General features: G+C 59.3%; 20 protein-coding genes and 1 pseudogene. 9 read left to right on the forward strand and 12 right to left on the reverse strand.

The genetic code is table 11. The features are described 5' to 3' along the window. Positions 1-121 precede the first annotated feature (121 nt). A complete protein-coding gene (locus BMZ46_RS07350; RefSeq protein WP_011332485.1) occupies positions 122-880 on the reverse strand; it encodes a Nif3-like dinuclear metal center hexameric protein in 759 nt (252 codons plus the stop codon). 103 nt (positions 881-983) lie between these two features. On the opposite strand from BMZ46_RS07350, the gene algW reads away from it, so the two are divergent. Next, positions 984-2,141, forward strand: a complete 1,158-nt coding sequence (gene algW / locus BMZ46_RS07355) for a Do family serine endopeptidase AlgW (protein ID WP_039769316.1) — start codon at positions 984-986, stop codon at positions 2,139-2,141. 240 nt (positions 2,142-2,381) lie between these two features. Further along, positions 2,382-2,549, forward strand: coding sequence for a hypothetical protein (locus BMZ46_RS29305; RefSeq protein WP_160292523.1), 168 nt, complete (start codon positions 2,382-2,384; stop codon positions 2,547-2,549). A gap of 356 nt (positions 2,550-2,905) precedes the next feature. Here BMZ46_RS29305 and BMZ46_RS29000 read toward each other — a convergent pair. Then, positions 2,906-3,013, reverse strand: a pseudogene (locus tag BMZ46_RS29000) (hypothetical protein); the annotation flags it as partial. Positions 3,014-3,162: 149 nt separating this feature from the next. Between BMZ46_RS29000 and BMZ46_RS07360 the strand changes: the two are divergent. Beyond that, entirely contained in the window at positions 3,163-3,543 is a 381-nt protein-coding gene (locus BMZ46_RS07360) for a hypothetical protein (protein ID WP_039769315.1), read from the forward strand. Between the two features lie 170 nt (positions 3,544-3,713). Here BMZ46_RS07360 and hisC read toward each other — a convergent pair whose 3' ends face one another. The 10 genes from hisC to BMZ46_RS07410 all read right to left on the reverse strand — a co-directional run bounded on the left by hisC (position 3,714) and on the right by BMZ46_RS07410 (position 11,666). Beyond that, a complete protein-coding gene (gene hisC / locus BMZ46_RS07365) occupies positions 3,714-4,766 on the reverse strand; it encodes a histidinol-phosphate transaminase (protein ID WP_039769312.1) in 1,053 nt (350 codons plus the stop codon). 2 nt (positions 4,767-4,768) lie between these two features. Continuing rightward, positions 4,769-6,094 carry a histidinol dehydrogenase gene (hisD, locus tag BMZ46_RS07370; RefSeq protein WP_039769310.1) on the reverse strand — a complete coding sequence of 442 codons (1,326 nt, stop codon included), beginning with the start codon at positions 6,092-6,094 and terminating at the stop codon, positions 4,769-4,771. A gap of 125 nt (positions 6,095-6,219) precedes the next feature. Beyond that, positions 6,220-6,855, reverse strand: a complete 636-nt coding sequence (hisG, locus tag BMZ46_RS07375; RefSeq protein WP_007953554.1) for an ATP phosphoribosyltransferase — start codon at positions 6,853-6,855, stop codon at positions 6,220-6,222. Positions 6,856-6,982: 127 nt separating this feature from the next. Continuing rightward, complete coding sequence (gene murA / locus BMZ46_RS07380; RefSeq protein WP_074691804.1) at positions 6,983-8,248, reverse strand: UDP-N-acetylglucosamine 1-carboxyvinyltransferase; 1,266 nt, start codon at positions 8,246-8,248, stop codon at positions 6,983-6,985. A gap of 22 nt (positions 8,249-8,270) precedes the next feature. Next, positions 8,271-8,510: a BolA family protein gene (locus BMZ46_RS07385; protein WP_074691807.1), complete on the reverse strand. Its 240-nt coding sequence runs from the start codon at positions 8,508-8,510 to the stop codon at positions 8,271-8,273. Positions 8,511-8,625: 115 nt separating this feature from the next. Beyond that, positions 8,626-8,931 carry an STAS domain-containing protein gene (locus tag BMZ46_RS07390; protein WP_039769302.1) on the reverse strand — a complete coding sequence of 102 codons (306 nt, stop codon included), beginning with the start codon at positions 8,929-8,931 and terminating at the stop codon, positions 8,626-8,628. Further along, a complete protein-coding gene (locus tag BMZ46_RS07395) occupies positions 8,928-9,578 on the reverse strand; it encodes an MlaC/ttg2D family ABC transporter substrate-binding protein (RefSeq protein WP_074691810.1) in 651 nt (216 codons plus the stop codon). The genes BMZ46_RS07390 and BMZ46_RS07395 overlap by 4 nt, the downstream gene beginning before the upstream one ends. Positions 9,579-9,589: 11 nt before the next feature. Beyond that, positions 9,590-10,057 (reverse strand): outer membrane lipid asymmetry maintenance protein MlaD, encoded by a 468-nt coding sequence (gene mlaD, locus BMZ46_RS07400; RefSeq protein ID WP_007953559.1) that lies wholly within the window; start codon positions 10,055-10,057, stop codon positions 9,590-9,592. Continuing rightward, positions 10,057-10,854: a lipid asymmetry maintenance ABC transporter permease subunit MlaE gene (mlaE, locus tag BMZ46_RS07405; protein ID WP_007953561.1), complete on the reverse strand. Its 798-nt coding sequence runs from the start codon at positions 10,852-10,854 to the stop codon at positions 10,057-10,059. The genes mlaD and mlaE overlap by 1 nt, the downstream gene beginning before the upstream one ends. Next, positions 10,854-11,666 carry an ATP-binding cassette domain-containing protein gene (locus BMZ46_RS07410; RefSeq protein WP_039769298.1) on the reverse strand — a complete coding sequence of 271 codons (813 nt, stop codon included), beginning with the start codon at positions 11,664-11,666 and terminating at the stop codon, positions 10,854-10,856. Before BMZ46_RS07410 ends, mlaE begins: the two co-directional genes overlap by 1 nt. A gap of 275 nt (positions 11,667-11,941) precedes the next feature. Between BMZ46_RS07410 and BMZ46_RS07415 the strand changes: the two genes are divergently transcribed. The 6 genes from BMZ46_RS07415 to BMZ46_RS07440 all read left to right on the forward strand — a co-directional run bounded on the left by BMZ46_RS07415 (position 11,942) and on the right by BMZ46_RS07440 (position 16,960). Further along, positions 11,942-12,916 (forward strand): KpsF/GutQ family sugar-phosphate isomerase, encoded by a 975-nt coding sequence (locus tag BMZ46_RS07415; RefSeq protein WP_039769296.1) that lies wholly within the window; start codon positions 11,942-11,944, stop codon positions 12,914-12,916. Further along, positions 12,917-13,441 carry a KdsC family phosphatase gene (locus tag BMZ46_RS07420; RefSeq protein WP_074691813.1) on the forward strand — a complete coding sequence of 175 codons (525 nt, stop codon included), beginning with the start codon at positions 12,917-12,919 and terminating at the stop codon, positions 13,439-13,441. 8 nt (positions 13,442-13,449) lie between these two features. Then, positions 13,450-14,022, forward strand: coding sequence for an LPS export ABC transporter periplasmic protein LptC (lptC, locus tag BMZ46_RS07425; RefSeq protein ID WP_007953568.1), 573 nt, complete (start codon positions 13,450-13,452; stop codon positions 14,020-14,022). Further along, entirely contained in the window at positions 14,009-14,554 is a 546-nt protein-coding gene (gene lptA, locus BMZ46_RS07430; protein ID WP_074691817.1) for a lipopolysaccharide transport periplasmic protein LptA, read from the forward strand. The genes lptC and lptA overlap by 14 nt, the downstream gene beginning before the upstream one ends. After that, positions 14,554-15,279: an LPS export ABC transporter ATP-binding protein gene (gene lptB / locus BMZ46_RS07435; protein WP_007953572.1), complete on the forward strand. Its 726-nt coding sequence runs from the start codon at positions 14,554-14,556 to the stop codon at positions 15,277-15,279. The genes lptA and lptB overlap by 1 nt, the downstream gene beginning before the upstream one ends. A 187-nt stretch (positions 15,280-15,466) precedes the next feature. Beyond that, the gene (locus tag BMZ46_RS07440; RefSeq protein ID WP_011332472.1) at positions 15,467-16,960 is read left to right on the forward strand and encodes an RNA polymerase factor sigma-54; all 1,494 of its coding nucleotides are present in this window, start codon (positions 15,467-15,469) and stop codon (positions 16,958-16,960) included. The last annotated feature ends 24 nt before the right edge of the window (positions 16,961-16,984 follow it).

Below are 16,984 nucleotides of genomic sequence, written 5' to 3' on the forward strand. Positions count from 1 at the left end.
GCTTTCTTATGAACGGCCAGCGGGCCGTGTTCGAGCGGGGAATCCTAGCACAGCGACCCCTTCTAATCAGGACGCCAACTAGATCGAAAGGGTATATGAATATGCCTGCCTGTTCGGGCGCTCAGATCGGATTCGGGCAATCGATAAAGATGTGCTCCAGCGCAAAACGTTTCGCCAGATAATCGCCCAGCGCCTGCACGCCATAGCGTTCGGTGGCGTGGTGGCCGGCGGCGATGAAGCTGATGTCGTTTTCCCGGGCGCTGTGGAACGTCTGCTCGGAGGCTTCGCCGCTGAGGAACAGATCGACGCCGGCAGCGATGGCGTTGTCGATGTAGCCCTGACCGCCGCCGGTGCACCAGCCAACACGGCGGATCATCGCACTGCCTTCGACCAGCAGCGGCTCACGGCCCATGACTTCCTGCACTTTGCGAGCGAAGTCACGCGGAGTCATCGGCTCGCTCAGTGAACCGACCAGACCGACGATCTTCAGATTGTCCGGATCCAGCGGCCCTTCGACGGTGATGTCCAGCTGACGGGCCAGTTGCACGTTATTGCCGACGTCCGGGTGCAGATCCAGCGGCAGGTGATAACCGAGCAGACTGATGTCGTGCTTGAGCAGCGTCTTCAAACGGCGCTGCTTCATGCCGGTAATGCACGGGTTCTCGCCCTTCCAGAAATAACCGTGATGCACCAGCACCAGATCGGCTTCGGCTTCGACGGCGGCATCGAGCAACGCCTGGCTGGCGGTGACACCACTGACGATGCGCATCACCTGCGGACGGCCCTCGACCTGCAGACCATTGGGGCAATAATCGGCAATTTTCGCACTGCCAAGGTAACGGTCGGCTTCTTCGACCAGGGTGCTCAGGGCGACGGCCATGAAAGACTCCTAAATATCCCGTTCAGAGGCACGCGCGGCCTCGTATAATGCGCGACATTATGGGCGGTCTGACCCCGCCTGCAACTTTTCCAGGACGTGCTTAATGCTCAAGGCGCTGCGTTTTTTCGGCTGGCCGCTGTTGGCCGGCGTGCTTATCGCTCTGTTGATTATTCAGCGTTACCCGCAGTGGGTCGGGCTTCCGAGCCTCGACGTCAACCTGCAACAGGCCCCGCAGACCACCAGCGTGCAGCAGGGGCCGGTGTCCTATGCCGACGCGGTGAGCATCGCCGCGCCGTCGGTGGTTAACCTGTACACCACCAAAGTCATCAACAAACCAAGCCATCCGCTGTTCGAAGACCCGCAGTTCCGCCGCTTCTTCGGTGACAACTCGCCGAAGCAGAAGCGCATGGAATCGAGCCTCGGCTCCGGGGTGATCATGAGCCCGGAAGGCTACATCCTGACCAACAACCACGTCACCAGCGGTGCCGACCAGATCGTCGTGGCGCTCAAGGACGGTCGCGAAACCCTGGCCCGAGTGATCGGCAGCGACCCGGAAACCGACCTCGCAGTCCTGAAGATCGACCTGAAAACCCTGCCGTCGATCACCGTCGGCCGCTCCGACAACATCCGCATCGGCGACGTCGCACTGGCCATCGGCAACCCGTTCGGCGTCGGCCAGACCGTGACCATGGGCATCATCAGCGCCACCGGCCGTAATCAGCTGGGCCTGAACAACTACGAAGACTTCATCCAGACCGACGCGGCGATCAACCCGGGCAACTCCGGCGGCGCACTGGTCGACGCCAACGGCAACCTCACCGGCATCAACACCGCGATTTTCTCCAAGTCCGGCGGCTCCCAGGGCATCGGTTTTGCGATCCCGGTGAAACTGGCGATGGAAGTGATGAAATCGATCATCGAGCACGGCCAGGTGATTCGCGGCTGGCTCGGCATCGAAGTACAACCGCTGACTCAGGAACTGGCCGAGTCGTTTGGCCTGTCCGGGCGTCCGGGAATCGTCGTGGCGGGGATTTTCCGCGACGGCCCGGCCCAGAAGGCCGGCCTGCAACTGGGTGACGTGATCCTGAGCATCGATGGCGAGCCGGCGGGCGATGGCCGCAAGTCGATGAATCAGGTTGCACGGATCAAGCCGACCGACAAGGTCACGATTCAGGTGATGCGCAATGGCAAGGAGTTGAAGCTGACCGCCGAGATCGGTCTGCGTCCGCCGCCGGCACCGATGAAGGAAAAAGAAGAGTAAGACTCGCCCCAAATGGCTATGAAAGCGGGGGCGTTCGCGCCGCCCCCTCACCCAGACATGCAATGTGTCTGAATGTCCTTTGATTGCGTTCGCGATAACTTTCCAAACCAATGAATCTAGCTCACCTGTCAGATATGACAGGTGAGCTCGGTTCGTCTGTCTATTAATGTTGAGCTTCCGCAACTCGGCCACAGAGAGTTGAGTTTGATCCCATCAACTTCGTTTCTGAAAGGAAGAACCATGACAACTCAACAACCGTACGATTTCAAAAAACTACCAGACAGCAAGGATGAACCAAGCTTCGACATCGGAGAGGCCAACATCGAATGGCAGGGTAAAAGGCTTACGTCGAAAATTGTTTTCTTCAATAGCGGCTTGATGACCGCAAATTACATAAAAACCGGCTGACGGCTCACCCGAGGGGGGGGACAGACAATGATGTCTTTGTCGTTAGCCTGCTTGCCAAAACACAATATAACTTTCAACAGTTTTACGAACGCGGCGTCACAGACCATCATTTTGGCTGGGCTTTAAAGTACGAAAATAAACTGCACTATCCTAGAACCGGCTCGACCACCGGAACATTCTCAACTGGTTACAGAAGTATTGACGCAACCATTGAAATGATTTCCGAGAGCGGCGATGTTGCAAAAATTACATTCAAAGCCCAAAAACGTCTCGAATAAGTCTGTTCAAGAACAGAGCCATGACCGCTGATCCGCACAGTCCCCGCCGACAAAGCGGGAACTGTGCTTATTCAACAATCATAAATCGCCGAGCCCATCGATCAGCGCCTGATTCTGCTCCGGCGTGCCGATCGAGATCCTCAGGAACTGGGCAATCCGCTCCTGCCTGAAGCGCCACACGACTCCCTCTGATTGAGCGGAGAATTATCGCAAAAAGTTCTAAGAACCTGTCATTTCTGACAGTAGCTAACCGAATCACGTGAAACTAGCATCACCAATGCAACAAGTTTATTAAACGCCTCTTAAAAATAGCTTCTTACCAAGGAATGAAAATCATGGCTTCGGTTAAACAAGTCGGCCACTTTACTGTGCGAATTGACGGCAGCTCGCCCATATATTTCAACGATGTAGAGCGGCATGAATTTTCGGATGACTACGGCGGTTATTTAGCAGGAAGAAACAACGGAAAAGGTATTATCATCGGCTATGCCAAAAGCGCGAAGCCGAATACAGAGTCCACCTACCTCTACCCGATTGATTTCGAGAACAAACCCTACATCAATTGGACTTTGGACTATAACAACAAGCGTTATAGTGCAGTAACAGGACGAGTGACTGTAAAGTTCTCCCAAAATCTGAATACCTCCGGATCATTTGAATTTACCGATGGAAGTGGCAAAAAAATCGACGGGAATTTTGAAATCAACTGGAATTAGCGCAGTAATTCAGAAACAGACTTTGCATCAATCTGATTGGTACAACGCCTACTCTTCAGATCTAATCAGTACCCGCAAAGCACTGACAAAAAAAAAAGAAAATATAATTCTTAAAGAGGATTCCATGTTTATCCCTGCAACACAGAATCCTCTGCATTTTCTATAAAAATTTAGAGGTCGCCCAGACCGTCGATCAACGCCTGATTCTGCTCCGGCGTGCCGATCGAGATCCGCAGGAACTGGGCAATCCGCTCCTGCTTGAAGTGGCGCACGATCACGCCCTGCTCACGCAGCTTGGCCGCCAGCCCTGCCGCATCGTGTTGCGGATGCCGGGCGAAGATGAAGTTTGCCGCCGATGGCAGCACTTCAAAGCCCTTGGCCTGCAACTGTGCAACCACCCATTCCCGACTCTCGATGACCAGTGCGCAGGTCTTGTCGAAGTACTCGCGATCCTCGAACGCCGCCGCCGCGCCGACATTCGCCATGCGATCGATCGGGTAGGAATTGAAGCTGTTCTTGATCCGCTCCAGCGCCTCGATCAGGTCCGGATGGCCGACCGCCAGACCGACCCGCAGGCCCGCCAGCGAACGGGACTTGGACAGGGTCTGGGTCACCAGCAGGTTCGGATAACGGTCCACCAGGCTGATCGCAGTTTCTCCGCCGAAGTCGATATAGGCCTCGTCGACCACCACCACCGAATCCTGGCTGGCCTTGAGAATCTGCTCGACCGCTTCCAGCGCCAGCAGGCAACCGGTTGGTGCGTTCGGATTAGGGAAGATGATCCCGCCGTTCGGCTTGGCGTAGTCCGCCGGGTTGATCTGGAACTGCGCGTCCAGCGGCACCGAATCGAACTTGACGCCGTAAAGGCCGCAGTACACCGGATAGAAGCTGTAGCTGATGTCCGGGAACAGGATCGGCTGATCGTGTTGCAGCAGACCGTGGAAGATGTGCGCCAGCACTTCATCCGAACCGTTGCCGAGGAACACCTGATTGCTTTGTACGCCGTAGTACTTGGCGACGGCGTTTTTCAGCAGATCGCTGTTCGGGTCCGGGTACAGGCGCAGGTTGTCGTTGAGTTCGGTCTGCATCGCCGCCAGGGCTTTGGGCGACGGGCCGTACGGGTTTTCGTTGGTGTTGAGCTTGACCAGACGGGTCAGCTTCGGCTGCTCGCCCGGCACGTAAGGCACCAGATCCTTGACGAACGGGCTCCAGAATTTACTCATGCTCAGTTCCCCTTCACTTCGTCTTTGATGCGGTATTCGGCGCTGCGCGCGTGGGCGCTCAGCGATTCGCCACGGGCCAGGATCGAGGCGGTCTTGCCAAGTTCCGAAGCACCGTCTTCGGAGCAGAAGATGATCGACGAGCGTTTCTGGAAGTCATACACGCCCAGCGGCGAGGAGAAACGCGCGGTGCCGGAGGTCGGCAGCACGTGGTTCGGACCCGCGCAGTAGTCGCCCAGCGCCTCGGAGGTGTGGCGGCCCATGAAGATCGCGCCGGCGTGGCGGATCTGCGGCAGCCAGGCCTGCGGGTCGGCGACCGACAGCTCAAGGTGTTCCGGGGCGATGCGGTTGGCGACTTCGATGGCCTGGGTCATGTCACGCACGTGGATCAGGGCACCACGGCCGTTGATCGAGGTTTCGATGATGGTTGCGCGATCCATGGTCGGCAGCAGCTTGTCGATGCTCGCGGCGACCTTGTCGAGGAACTCGGCGTCCGGGCTGACCAGGATCGCCTGGGCGTCTTCGTCGTGCTCGGCCTGGGAGAACAGGTCCATGGCGATCCAGTCCGGGTCGGTCTGGCCGTCGCATACCACGAGGATTTCCGACGGGCCGGCGATCATGTCGATACCGACCTGACCGAATACGTGTCGCTTGGCCGTGGCAACATAGATGTTGCCCGGACCGACGACCTTGTCCACCTGCGGCACGCTTTCGGTGCCATAGGCCAATGCGGCAACGGCTTGCGCGCCGCCGATAGTGAACACCCGATCAACGCCGGCGATGCATGCCGCCGCCAGCACCAGCTCGTTGACTTCACCGCGCGGGGTCGGCACCACCATGACCACTTCGGTCACGCCGGCGACCTTGGCCGGAATCGCGTTCATCAACACCGAGGACGGGTACGACGCCTTGCCGCCCGGCACGTACAGACCGGCGCGATCCAGTGGCGTGACCTTCTGACCCAGCACGGTGCCGTCGGCTTCGGTGTAGCTCCAGGAGTCCTGCTTCTGTTTTTCGTGATAGCTGCGCACGCGGGCGGCGGCTTTTTCCAGCGCTTCGCGTTGCGGCACGGTGATGCGGGTCAGGGCCAGTTCCAGACGCTCGCGCGGCAGGATCAGGTCCGCCATCGAAGCGACTTCGAGGCCGTCGAATTTCTGGGTGAACTCGACCAGCGCCGCATCACCGCGCTCGCGCACAGCCTTGATGATGTCCAGCACCCGCTGATTGACCGAGTCGTCAGACACACTTTCCCAGCTCAGCAGATGATCCAGATGATGCGCGAAATCCGGGTCAGCAGCGTTGAGTCGGCGAATTGCAGTCGGTGCGGTCATAGCGAGAGCCTCATAGGAATGGCAAAAAACTCAGGCGCCCGAAATTACCATTCGATCCGCTTGGGCACCTGAGATTCTGGCTATGAGGCGGATAGACGGGCGCGACTTAACGTCGCGCAGGTACATCAGCCGCGGTGTCGAGACTCCACTGCCTTGCGCAGGGTGTCGATCAACGCCTGGATTCGGGCGTGTTGCATTTTCATCGAAGCCTTGTTCACCACCAGACGCGAGCTGATCGTGGCGATCAGTTCCTGGGGTTCCAGGCCGTTGGCACGCAGGGTGTTGCCGGTGTCGACCACGTCGATGATCTTGTCAGCCAGACCGATCAGCGGTGCCAGCTCCATCGAGCCATACAGCTTGATGATGTCGACCTGACGGCCCTGCTCGGCGTAGTAACGCTTGGCGACATTGACGAATTTGGTGGCGACGCGCAGGCGGCCCTTGGGCTCGACCGCGCCGACCTTGCCGGCGGTCATCAGCTTGCACTGGGCAATCTGCAGATCCAGCGGCTCGTACAGGCCCTGACCGGTGTATTCCATCAGCACGTCTTTACCGGCAACGCCGAGGTCGGCCGCGCCATGCTCGACATAGGTCGGCACGTCGGTGGCCCGCACGATCAACAGGCGAACGTCTTCCTGGGTCGTGGGGATGATCAGCTTGCGGCTCTTGTCCGGATTCTCGGTCGGCACGATGCCCGCTTCGGCGAGAAGCGGCAGGGTGTCGTCAAGGATGCGGCCCTTGGACAGTGCGATGGTCAACATGGGAAACGTCAGTCCTTATCAAGGTACTCATGCCCGGTCGCAATCGGCGCCGGACATACATCGAGGGCGTTGCCACCCCCGATCAAAACGAATTCAACGGACACTTCCCTGTGTCCAGATGCAGCGACTAGCCCGGAACGCGACGGATCCTGGCGCCCAGCATCTGCAGTTTTTCCTCGATGCACTCGTAACCACGGTCGATGTGGTAGATGCGGTCGATCAGGGTATCGCCTTCAGCCATCAGGGCCGAGATCACGAGGCTTGCCGAAGCCCGCAGGTCGGTAGCCATGACCGGCGCGCCCTTGAGGATTTCGGTGCCGGTGACGATGGCCGTGTTGCCTTCGACCTGGATCTTGGCGCCCATGCGGTGCAGTTCGTACACGTGCATGAAGCGGTTTTCGAAGATCGTCTCGATCACGGCACCGGTGCCTTCGGCAATGGCGTTGAGCGAAATGAACTGCGCCTGCATGTCGGTCGGGAACGCCGGGTACGGCGCAGTGCGCACGTTGACCGCTTTCGGACGCTTGCCGTGCATGTTCAGCTCGATCCAGTCTTCACCACAGGTGATTTCTGCGCCGGCTTCACGGAGTTTTTCCAGAACGGCTTCGAGGATGGTCGGATCGGTGTCCTTGACCTTCACACGGCCACCGGTAACCGCAGCGGCCACCAGGTAGGTGCCGGTTTCGATTCGGTCAGGCATGACCTTGTAGAAAGCCGACCCCAGACGCTCGACGCCGTCGATGGTGATGGTGTCGGTGCCGGCACCGGATACCTTGGCGCCCATGGCGTTGAGGAAGTTCGCCAGGTCGACCACTTCAGGTTCGCGAGCGGCGTTCTGCAACACGCTGCGGCCCTTGGCCAGAGCGGCAGCCATCATGATGTTTTCGGTACCGGTCACACTGACGGTATCGAAGAAGAAATGCGCGCCGCGCAGGCCGCCCTCAGGCGCCTTGGCCTTGATGTAGCCGCCTTCGACGTCGATGACCGCGCCCATGGCTTCCAGACCACGGATGTGCAGGTCGACCGGACGCGAACCGATGGCGCAACCGCCAGGCAGTGCAACTTCGGCTTCACCGAAGCGCGCAACCATCGGGCCAAGCACCAGGATCGACGCACGCATGGTTTTCACCAGTTCGTACGGAGCGATCAGGGTCTTGATGGTGCGCGGGTCGATTTCGACGCTGAGCTTCTCGTCGATCACAGGCTCGATGCCCATGCGACCGAACAGCTCGATCATGGTGGTGATGTCGTGCAGGTGCGGCAGGTTGCCGACGGTAACCGGGCCATCGCACAGCAGGGTGGCGGCCAGGATCGGCAGGGCGGAGTTCTTCGCCCCGGAGATGCGGATCTCGCCATCAAGACGAGCGCCACCGGTAATAATCAATTTATCCATAAGAATCTCGACGCCCTAGGGCTCAGGTGCGCTCGGCCCAGGCCGCGCTGCTGAAAAATTTCATAGTGACCGCGTGGATGCTGCCATCGGCGATCCAAGGGTTCAAATGGGCATAGATGCTTTGCTGACGCTTGACCGGGCTCAACGCCGCCAGTTCATCACTAATCACGTTCAGCTGAAAGTTGCAGCCTTCGCCTTCAACTTCCACCAGCGTTCCTGGCAGCTTTCCTTCAAGGAAGCTCTTCACTTCTATGGCCTGCATGCTCAACCTCAATCGGCGCCCTGTGCGCACGGGTCGGACATCATACAAAAAAGCCCCGCGCCTGCGAACCCCGCTGCGCAGGACTCTGACGGGGGGCTTCTCTATAGATGCGGGTTCAGGGTTGCGCCAACAGCTCGGTCAGTTCGCTGACCTGAGCAATTTCGCGCATGTCTTCAGGCATCCCGCGGATGCTGACCGCCTTGCCGGCAGCCTTTGCATCGCGAATGAAGCACAGCAGCAGCGACAGACCGACGCTGCTGGACTTCTCCACCGCCGAGCAATCGATCACCAATGCTGGCGCGGTGCACGACTTGATCAGCGCCCGGCCCTGCTCGCGCAGGTCAGGGCCGGTGCGGTAATCCAGGACGCCGCTGAGCTGCAGCTCACTGGCTTCATCCAGACGAATGGCCGACTCGGTCATTGGGCAGGCTTCTCGTTCTGCTCGGCCGACTGCTTGGCCTTGGCGACTTCACCGGCCCAGCCGTTGATGGTCTTGTCCAGATCGTTGCCATTGCGTTGCATCGCGTCGGCGAACTGGTCACGGAACAGCTTGCCGATGTTGATGCCGTTGATGATCACATTGCGCAGTTTCCACTCGCCGTTGATCTTCTCGAGGGTGTACGACACGGGATAGATCGCGCCGTTGTTGCCCTGGACGGTCATGCCGACGCTGGTGCGGTCGCCCGACTCATCCTTGGGCGCATCCACGGTGATGCCCTGGTTGTTGTACTCGAGCAAGGCGTTGCCGTAGAACTGGAACAGGCCGCGCTTGAAGTTTTCCTCGAAGGTCTTCATCTGCGCCGGGGTTGCCTTGCGCGAATACTTGACCGTCATGATGCTCTTGGAAATGCCCTCGGCATCGACCACAGGGCCGACGATGGTGTTCAGCGCCGTATAGAAATCCTGCGGATCCTGCTTGTACTTCTCTTTATTGGCCGCCAGGTCGGCGAGCATCCGGTTCGTGGTGTCCTGAACCAGATCGTGCGCCGATTGTGCCGCCACGGCGTTAGCCACCAGCGGCAGTGCCGCAAGCAACACCAACAGGCCACGTCGCAAGGTAGAGATCATTCAAAAGCTCCTCATTTGGCGTCTTTGCTAACGGTATTGAGCAGGAATTTACCGATCAGGTCTTCCAGTACCAGAGACGACTGCGTGTCGTGGATGGTTCCACCATCCTTGAGGCGGGTGTCTTCGCCGCCCACGCTGATACCGATGTACTTCTCGCCCAGCAGACCCGCTGTCAGGATAGATGCTGTGGAGTCGGTCGGCAGATTGTCGACGCTTTTGTCCACTTGCAGGGTTACCCGACCGGTGAAGCTGTCGCGGTCCAGATCGATCGCGGTGACCTTGCCGATGGTCACACCCGCCATGGTCACTTTGGCTCTGACCGTCAAACCGGCGATATTGTCGAAATACGCGTAAAGCTTGTAGGTATCGGTGGTCGAAGTCGGAGACAGGCCACTGACCCGCAGGGCCAGCAGCAACAAAGCCAGGATCCCTGCCAGCAGGAACAGGCCGACACCGATTTCCAGGGTGCGGTTTTGCATCAGAAATCTCCAAACATCAAAGCGGTCAGAATAAAGTCCAGGCCGAGTACTGCCAGCGAGGCGTAAACCACGGTCTTGGTGGTGGCACGGCTGATCCCCTCGGAAGTGGGTTCGCAGTCATAGCCTTGAAATACGGCGATCCAGGTGACGACAAAAGCGAATACTGCACTTTTGATGATGCCGTTGAGCACATCGTCACCGAAGCTCACGCTGTTCTGCATGTTCGACCAGTAGGAACCTTCGTAGACACCCAGCCAGTCAACGGCGACCCACGAACCGCCCCAGATGCCGACCACGCTAAAGATCATCGCCAGCACCGGCAGGGAAATGAAGCCGGCCCACAGACGCGGGGCAATGATGTACTTGAGCGGGTCGACCCCGATCATTTCCAGGCTGGACAGCTGTTCGGTGGATTTCATGTTGCCGATTTCCGCCGTCAGCGCCGAACCGGCACGACCGGCGAACAACAGCGCGGTCACCACCGGCCCCAGCTCACGCAACAGGGTCAGCGCCACCATCTGCCCGACAGCCTGCTCCGAACCGTAACTCGACAGAATGTTGAAGCCCTGCAGCGCCAGTACCATGCCGATGAAAATCCCGGACACCACGATGATCACCAGCGACATCACGCCGACGGAATGCAGCTGCTTGACCAGCAGGCCAAACCCGCCGCCGATGCCGCCTCGCCCGAGCAGGGCATGAAACAGGAACAGGGTCGAACGCCCGAACACTGCGACGCTGTCGATTCCGGCGAGGCCGAAACGACGCACACGCTCCATTAATGTAATTCTGCGCATCAGCGGCGCTTCCCCAGAAGATCTGCGCGGTAATCCGGCGCTGGAAAGTGATACGGCACCGGGCCGTCGGGTTCACCGGTCATGAACTGGCGGATACGCGGATCGTCCGAGCCCATCAGTTCGTCCGGCGTGCCCTGCCCCAATACCTGGCCATCACCGACCACATAGATGTAGTCAGCAATGCTCGCGGTTTCGGCGAGGTCGTGGGACACCACGATGCTGGTGATTCCCAGCGCATCGTTGAGCAGACGGATCAGGCGAACCAGCACACCCATGGCGATCGGATCCTGGCCGACGAACGGTTCGTCGTACATGAGGATCTGCGGATCGAGGGCGATGGCCCGGGCCAGGGCGACCCGGCGCTTCATGCCGCCGGACAGCTCGTCAGGCATCAGCTCGATCGCACCGCGCAACCCCACTGCCTGCAATTTGAGCAGGACGATGTCGCGGATCATCTCGTCCGGCAGGTCGGTATGAACACGCAGCGGGAAGGCGACGTTCTCGAACACATCGAGATCGGTGAACAGGGCGCCACTCTGAAACAGCACGCCCATGTGCTTGCGCGCATCGAACAGATCGCTGCGCGACAGCTTCGGCAGGTTCTGGCCGTTGACCCAGACCTCGCCCTTGGATGGCCGCAACTGGGCGCCCATCAGGCGCAACAGTGTGGTCTTGCCACACCCGGAAGGCCCCATGATGCCGGTGACCTTGCCGCGCGGGATGCGGATATCGACGTTATTGAAAATGCTCCGCGCACCGCGCTTGAAGGAGACTCCCTTCAGCTCGACCGCGTAGGCGTTATCGGCACTCATCTAAACTCCTTGCGATGCAGCCTCTCACTCGGACGCCTGGCTTTCTGAGGAAAGCCCCTACATCCCGGGCAGGCCGAACTGGCGGCGAACTATATCACTGCAAAGGGCAAGCGCCCAAGGCCTGCACCGGCCCGCATTCTGCGAGTTGAAGGGCTTGACGCCTTATTTGCAGAGATTTGGTAACGAGGAATGACAAAGCACGACGAACTTGCGTGAGGCTTTTCAACATAACCGCTATAATCGCCGCCTTTTCATCGGGCTATACGATTTCTGACATGAGCCAAACCAGCGACCTGATTCAATCGGCACAACGCACCATCCGCCTCGAAGTGGAAGCCGTACAAGGCTTGTTGCCCCATATCGACGCCGATTTCGTACGCGCTTGCGAGATGATTCTGGCCAGCAAGGGCCGTGTTGTCGTGGTCGGCATGGGCAAGTCCGGGCACATCGGCAACAAGATTGCCGCGACCCTGGCCAGCACCGGCACCCCGGCGTTTTTCGTACACCCGGCCGAGGCCAGTCACGGCGATATGGGCATGATCACCCGTGACGACGTGATCCTGGCCCTGTCGAACTCCGGCTCCACCAACGAAATCGTCACCCTGCTGCCACTGATCAAGCGCCTGGGCATCCAGCTGATCAGCGTCACCGGCAACCCACAGTCGCCGCTGGCCAAAGCGGCAGAGGTCAATCTCAACGTGCACGTCGAGCACGAAGCCTGCCCGCTGAACCTGGCGCCGACCTCCTCGACCACCGCCGCATTGGTCATGGGCGACGCCCTGGCCGTGGCACTGCTGGAAGCGCGCGGTTTCACCGCCGAAGACTTCGCCTTTTCCCACCCGGGCGGTGCATTGGGCCGACGCCTGCTGCTGAAAGTGGAAAATGTCATGCACGCCGGTCATGAGCTGCCACAGGTACAGCGCGGCACCCTGCTCAAGGACGCGCTGATGGAAATGACTCGCAAGGGTCTGGGCATGACCGTCATTCTTGAAGCGGACGGCAAACTGGCCGGGATCTTCACTGACGGCGACCTTCGTCGCACCCTGGATCGCAGCATCGATATCCACAGCGCCACCATCGACCAGGTGATGACCGTGCACGGCAAGACCGCCCGCGCCGAGATGCTCGCGGCCGAAGCCCTGAAAATCATGGAAGACCACCGAATCAACGCGCTGGTTGTCGTAGATGAAGAGGATCGCCCGATCGGCGCCTTCAACCTCTCCGATCTGCTGCGCGCAGGAGTGATGTAAATGAGCACCGATCTGCTGCAACGCGGCAAGGCCATCAAACTGGCGGTTTTCGACGTCGACGGCGTCCTCACCGACGGGCGCCTGTACTTCCTTGAAGACGGAAGTGAATTCAAGACCTTCAACACGCTCGATGGCCAGGGCATCAAGATGCTGATGAACGCCGGCGTACAGACCGCCATCATCAGCGGTCGCAAGACTCCGGTGGTCGAGCGTCGGGCGAAGAACCTGGGGATCCCGCACCTGTTTCAGGGTCGCGAAGACAAACTGGTCGTTCTCGACGGTCTTCTGGAGCAACTGGGCCTAAGCTATGAACAAGTCGCCTATCTCGGTGACGACCTGCCCGACCTGCCGGTGATCCGTCGCGTGGGGCTGGGCATGGCCGTGGCCAACGCAGCAGCCTTCGTGCGCGAACACGCTCACGGCGTCACCCACGCCCGTGGCGGCGAAGGTGCCGCCCGCGAATTCTGCGAACTGATCCTGCGCGCCCAAGGCAGCCTCGACGCCGCCAACAACGCGTACCTGTGAGTCCAACCATGTTTAGCAAAAAGTTTCGCAACATCCTGCTGTTCGGTTGCATCGCGGCGATTTTCGGTGCGGTCGGCTACTGGAACATCAGCCCGGAACGCTTCCTCGACAAACCGCCGGTTTCGGCAGAGGAAAGCCCGATCGACTGGTACGCGACCAATACGCACACGATCCAGTACCTCGAAGACGGCAAAGTGCAGTACGAAATGACGTCCGACAAGGCCGAGCACGTCAAGGCAACCGACATTACACTGGTCACCAAGCCCGATCTGAACATGTTCCGTGGCACCGACTTCCCGTGGCACGTGACCAGCGAACGCGGTGAAGTGAACTCCGGTGGCACCGAGGTCGAGCTGATCGACTCGGTACGCGTCAAGCGCACCGACGAAAAGAACCGCGACACCCTGATCACCTCCACTCGCATGACGGTGTTCCCGCAGCAGCAATATGCGCAGACCCAGCAACCCGTTAGAATCGACGGCGCTGGCGGTGTATCGACTGGCGTAGGAATGAAAGCGTATTTGAAGGAAAGCAGGATACACCTGCTATCGAACGTAAGAGGACAGTATGAGGCTCGTTAAAACCCTCCCTATTTTGCTCAGTCTGGGCGCAGCACTGGGAAGCGTGAGCGCCTGGGCTCTGCCGAACGATCAAGAGCAGCCAATCCGTATTCAGGCCGACGATGCCCAGCTGGACGACAAGAACGGCGTTGCTACCTATAAAGGTGACGTAATCATCACTCAGGGTTCGATGATCGTCAAAGGCAACACCGTGACCATCACCCGCACCCAGACCGGCGATATCGACGTCGTGACCTCGGTGGGCAACCTTGCCTACTTCGAGCAGTTGCAGACGGCGGGCGACACCAAGCCTGTACAGGGCTGGGGCGTGACCATTCAGTACCACGCCGCGCAAAACCGCGTTGTGCTGATCGACAAGGCGAAAGTCGTCGACAAGGACAACAACACCACTCAGGGCGAGAAAATCGTCTATGACACGGTGAAAAAGCTGGCCAGCGCTGGTCGTGCCACCGGCAACAAGGTCACCGAAGCGCGTCCGCGCATTGACATGGTGATCCAGCCGAAGAAGAAAACCGACGAGAAAACCCAGTAATGGCAACTCTGAAAGCTCAGCACCTGGCCAAGGCCTATAAAAGCCGCCAGGTCGTGCGCGACGTCAGCCTGTCGATCGACAGCGGTCAGATCGTCGGCCTGCTCGGCCCGAACGGCGCCGGCAAGACCACCTGCTTCTACATGATCGTCGGCCTGGTCCAGGCCGATCAGGGTCGCGTATTGATCGACGATCTGGACGTCAGCCATCAGCCGATGCACGGTCGCGCCAAGGCCGGTATCGGCTATCTGCCGCAAGAAGCGTCGATCTTCCGCAAACTGTCGGTAGCCGACAACATCATGGCCATCCTTGAGACCCGTCAGGAGCTCGACAAGGCCGGTCGTCGCAAGGAGTTGGAAAGCCTGCTGCAGGAATTCCATATCAGCCACATCCGCGACAACCTCGGCATGAGCCTGTCCGGTGGTGAGCGCCGTCGCGTGGAAATCGCCCGCGCACTGGCCACGGCACCGAAGTTCATCCTGCTCGACGAACCGTTCGCCGGTGTCGACCCGATCTCGGTCGGCGACATCAAGCAGATCATCCACCACCTCAAGGCCAAGGGTATCGGTGTATTGATCACCGACCACAACGTCCGTGAGACGCTGGATATCTGCGAAACCGCCTACATCGTCAATGACGGCCAGTTGATCGCCGAGGGCGACTCCGCGACCATCCTCGCCAACGATCTGGTGAAGGAAGTCTATCTGGGTCACGAGTTCCGCCTGTAAGCGCGACAGCATCCGACCAGCCGTCCGGGTGCTGTAACGTTGAAGCGCCTTTTTTCTACGCTTTTATTGTTACAGCGCTCTAGGCAAACACGACAGTTTCAGGCATATAATTTGCTTAAGTTTGGCGCTCCGGCGCCCTGTAGTGGATGGCGCATAGCGCCGGCGAATAAGGTGTTAAGCCCCTGCCATGAAACCATCGCTAGTCTTGAGAATGGGCCAGCAGCTGACGATGACACCGCAGCTGCAACAGGCCATCCGCCTGCTCCAATTGTCGACCCTGGATCTGCAACAGGAAATCCAGGAGGCTCTGGAATCCAATCCGATGCTCGAACGCCAGGAAGACGGCGACGACTTCGACAACTCCGATCCCATGGCCGACAACGCCGAACAGAAGCCCAACACCGAGATCCAGGAACCCTCCTATCAGGAGACCGCGCCGACAGTCGATAACCTCGAAGACGGCGAATGGAACGAGCGAATCCCCAACGAACTGCCCGTCGACACCGCCTGGGAAGACGTCTACCAGACCAGCGCCAGCAGCCTGCCGAGCAGCGACGATGACGAGTGGGACTTCACCACCCGCACCTCCGCCGGCGAGAGCCTGCAAAGCCACCTGCTGTGGCAGTTGAACCTGGCACCGATGTCCGACACCGATCGCCTAATCGCTGTCACCCTGATCGATTGCATCAACAATCAGGGCTACCTGGACGAAACCCTCGAAGAAATCCTCGACGCCTTTGATCCGGAACTCGACATCGAGCTGGACGAGATCGAAGCCGTCCTGCACCGCATCCAGCAATTCGAACCGGCCGGCATCGGCGCACGCAACCTGGGCGAATGCCTGCTGCTGCAATTGCGCCAGCTGTCGGCCAAGACCCCTTGGCTGGCCGAAGCCAAGCGCCTGGTCACCGATTACATCGACTTGCTCGGCAGCCGCGACTACAGCCAGTTGATGCGCCGCATGAAGCTCAAGGAAGACGAGCTGCGTCAGGTCATCGAACTGGTGCAGAGCCTCAACCCGCGCCCCGGTTCGCAGATCGAGTCCACCGAAGCCGAATACGTGGTGCCTGACGTCATCGTGCGCAAGGACAACGAGCGCTGGCTGGTCGAGCTCAACCAGGAGTCGGTGCCGCGCCTGCGGGTCAACGCCCAGTACGCCGGTTTCGTGCGCCGCGCCGACACCAGCGCCGACAACACCTTCATGCGCAATCAGTTGCAGGAAGCCCGCTGGTTCATCAAGAGCCTGCAAAGCCGCAACGAAACCCTGATGAAAGTGGCCACCCAGATCGTCGAGCATCAGCGCGGTTTTCTGGAGTATGGCGACGAAGCCATGAAGCCGTTGGTCCTGCATGACATCGCGGAAGCGGTAGGCATGCACGAGTCGACGATTTCCCGCGTAACCACGCAAAAATTCATGCATACCCCACGGGGCATATATGAGCTGAAATACTTTTTCTCCAGCCATGTGAGCACCTCCGAGGGCGGTGAATGCTCGTCCACGGCGATCCGCGCGATCATCAAGAAACTGGTTGCCGCGGAAAATCAGAAAAAGCCGTTGAGTGACAGCAAGATCGCTGGTTTACTGGAGGCACAAGGCATTCAGGTGGCTCGCCGCACGGTCGCCAAGTACCGCGAATCCCTCGGGATCGCGCCTTCGAGCGAACGCAAGCGGTTGATGTAAGCCACGTTACAGCGTTCCAGTGGC

The sequence above is a fragment of the Pseudomonas sp. NFIX49 genome, from assembly GCF_900115915.1.
Classification (GTDB): Bacteria; Pseudomonadota; Gammaproteobacteria; order Pseudomonadales; family Pseudomonadaceae; genus Aquipseudomonas; species Aquipseudomonas pharyngis.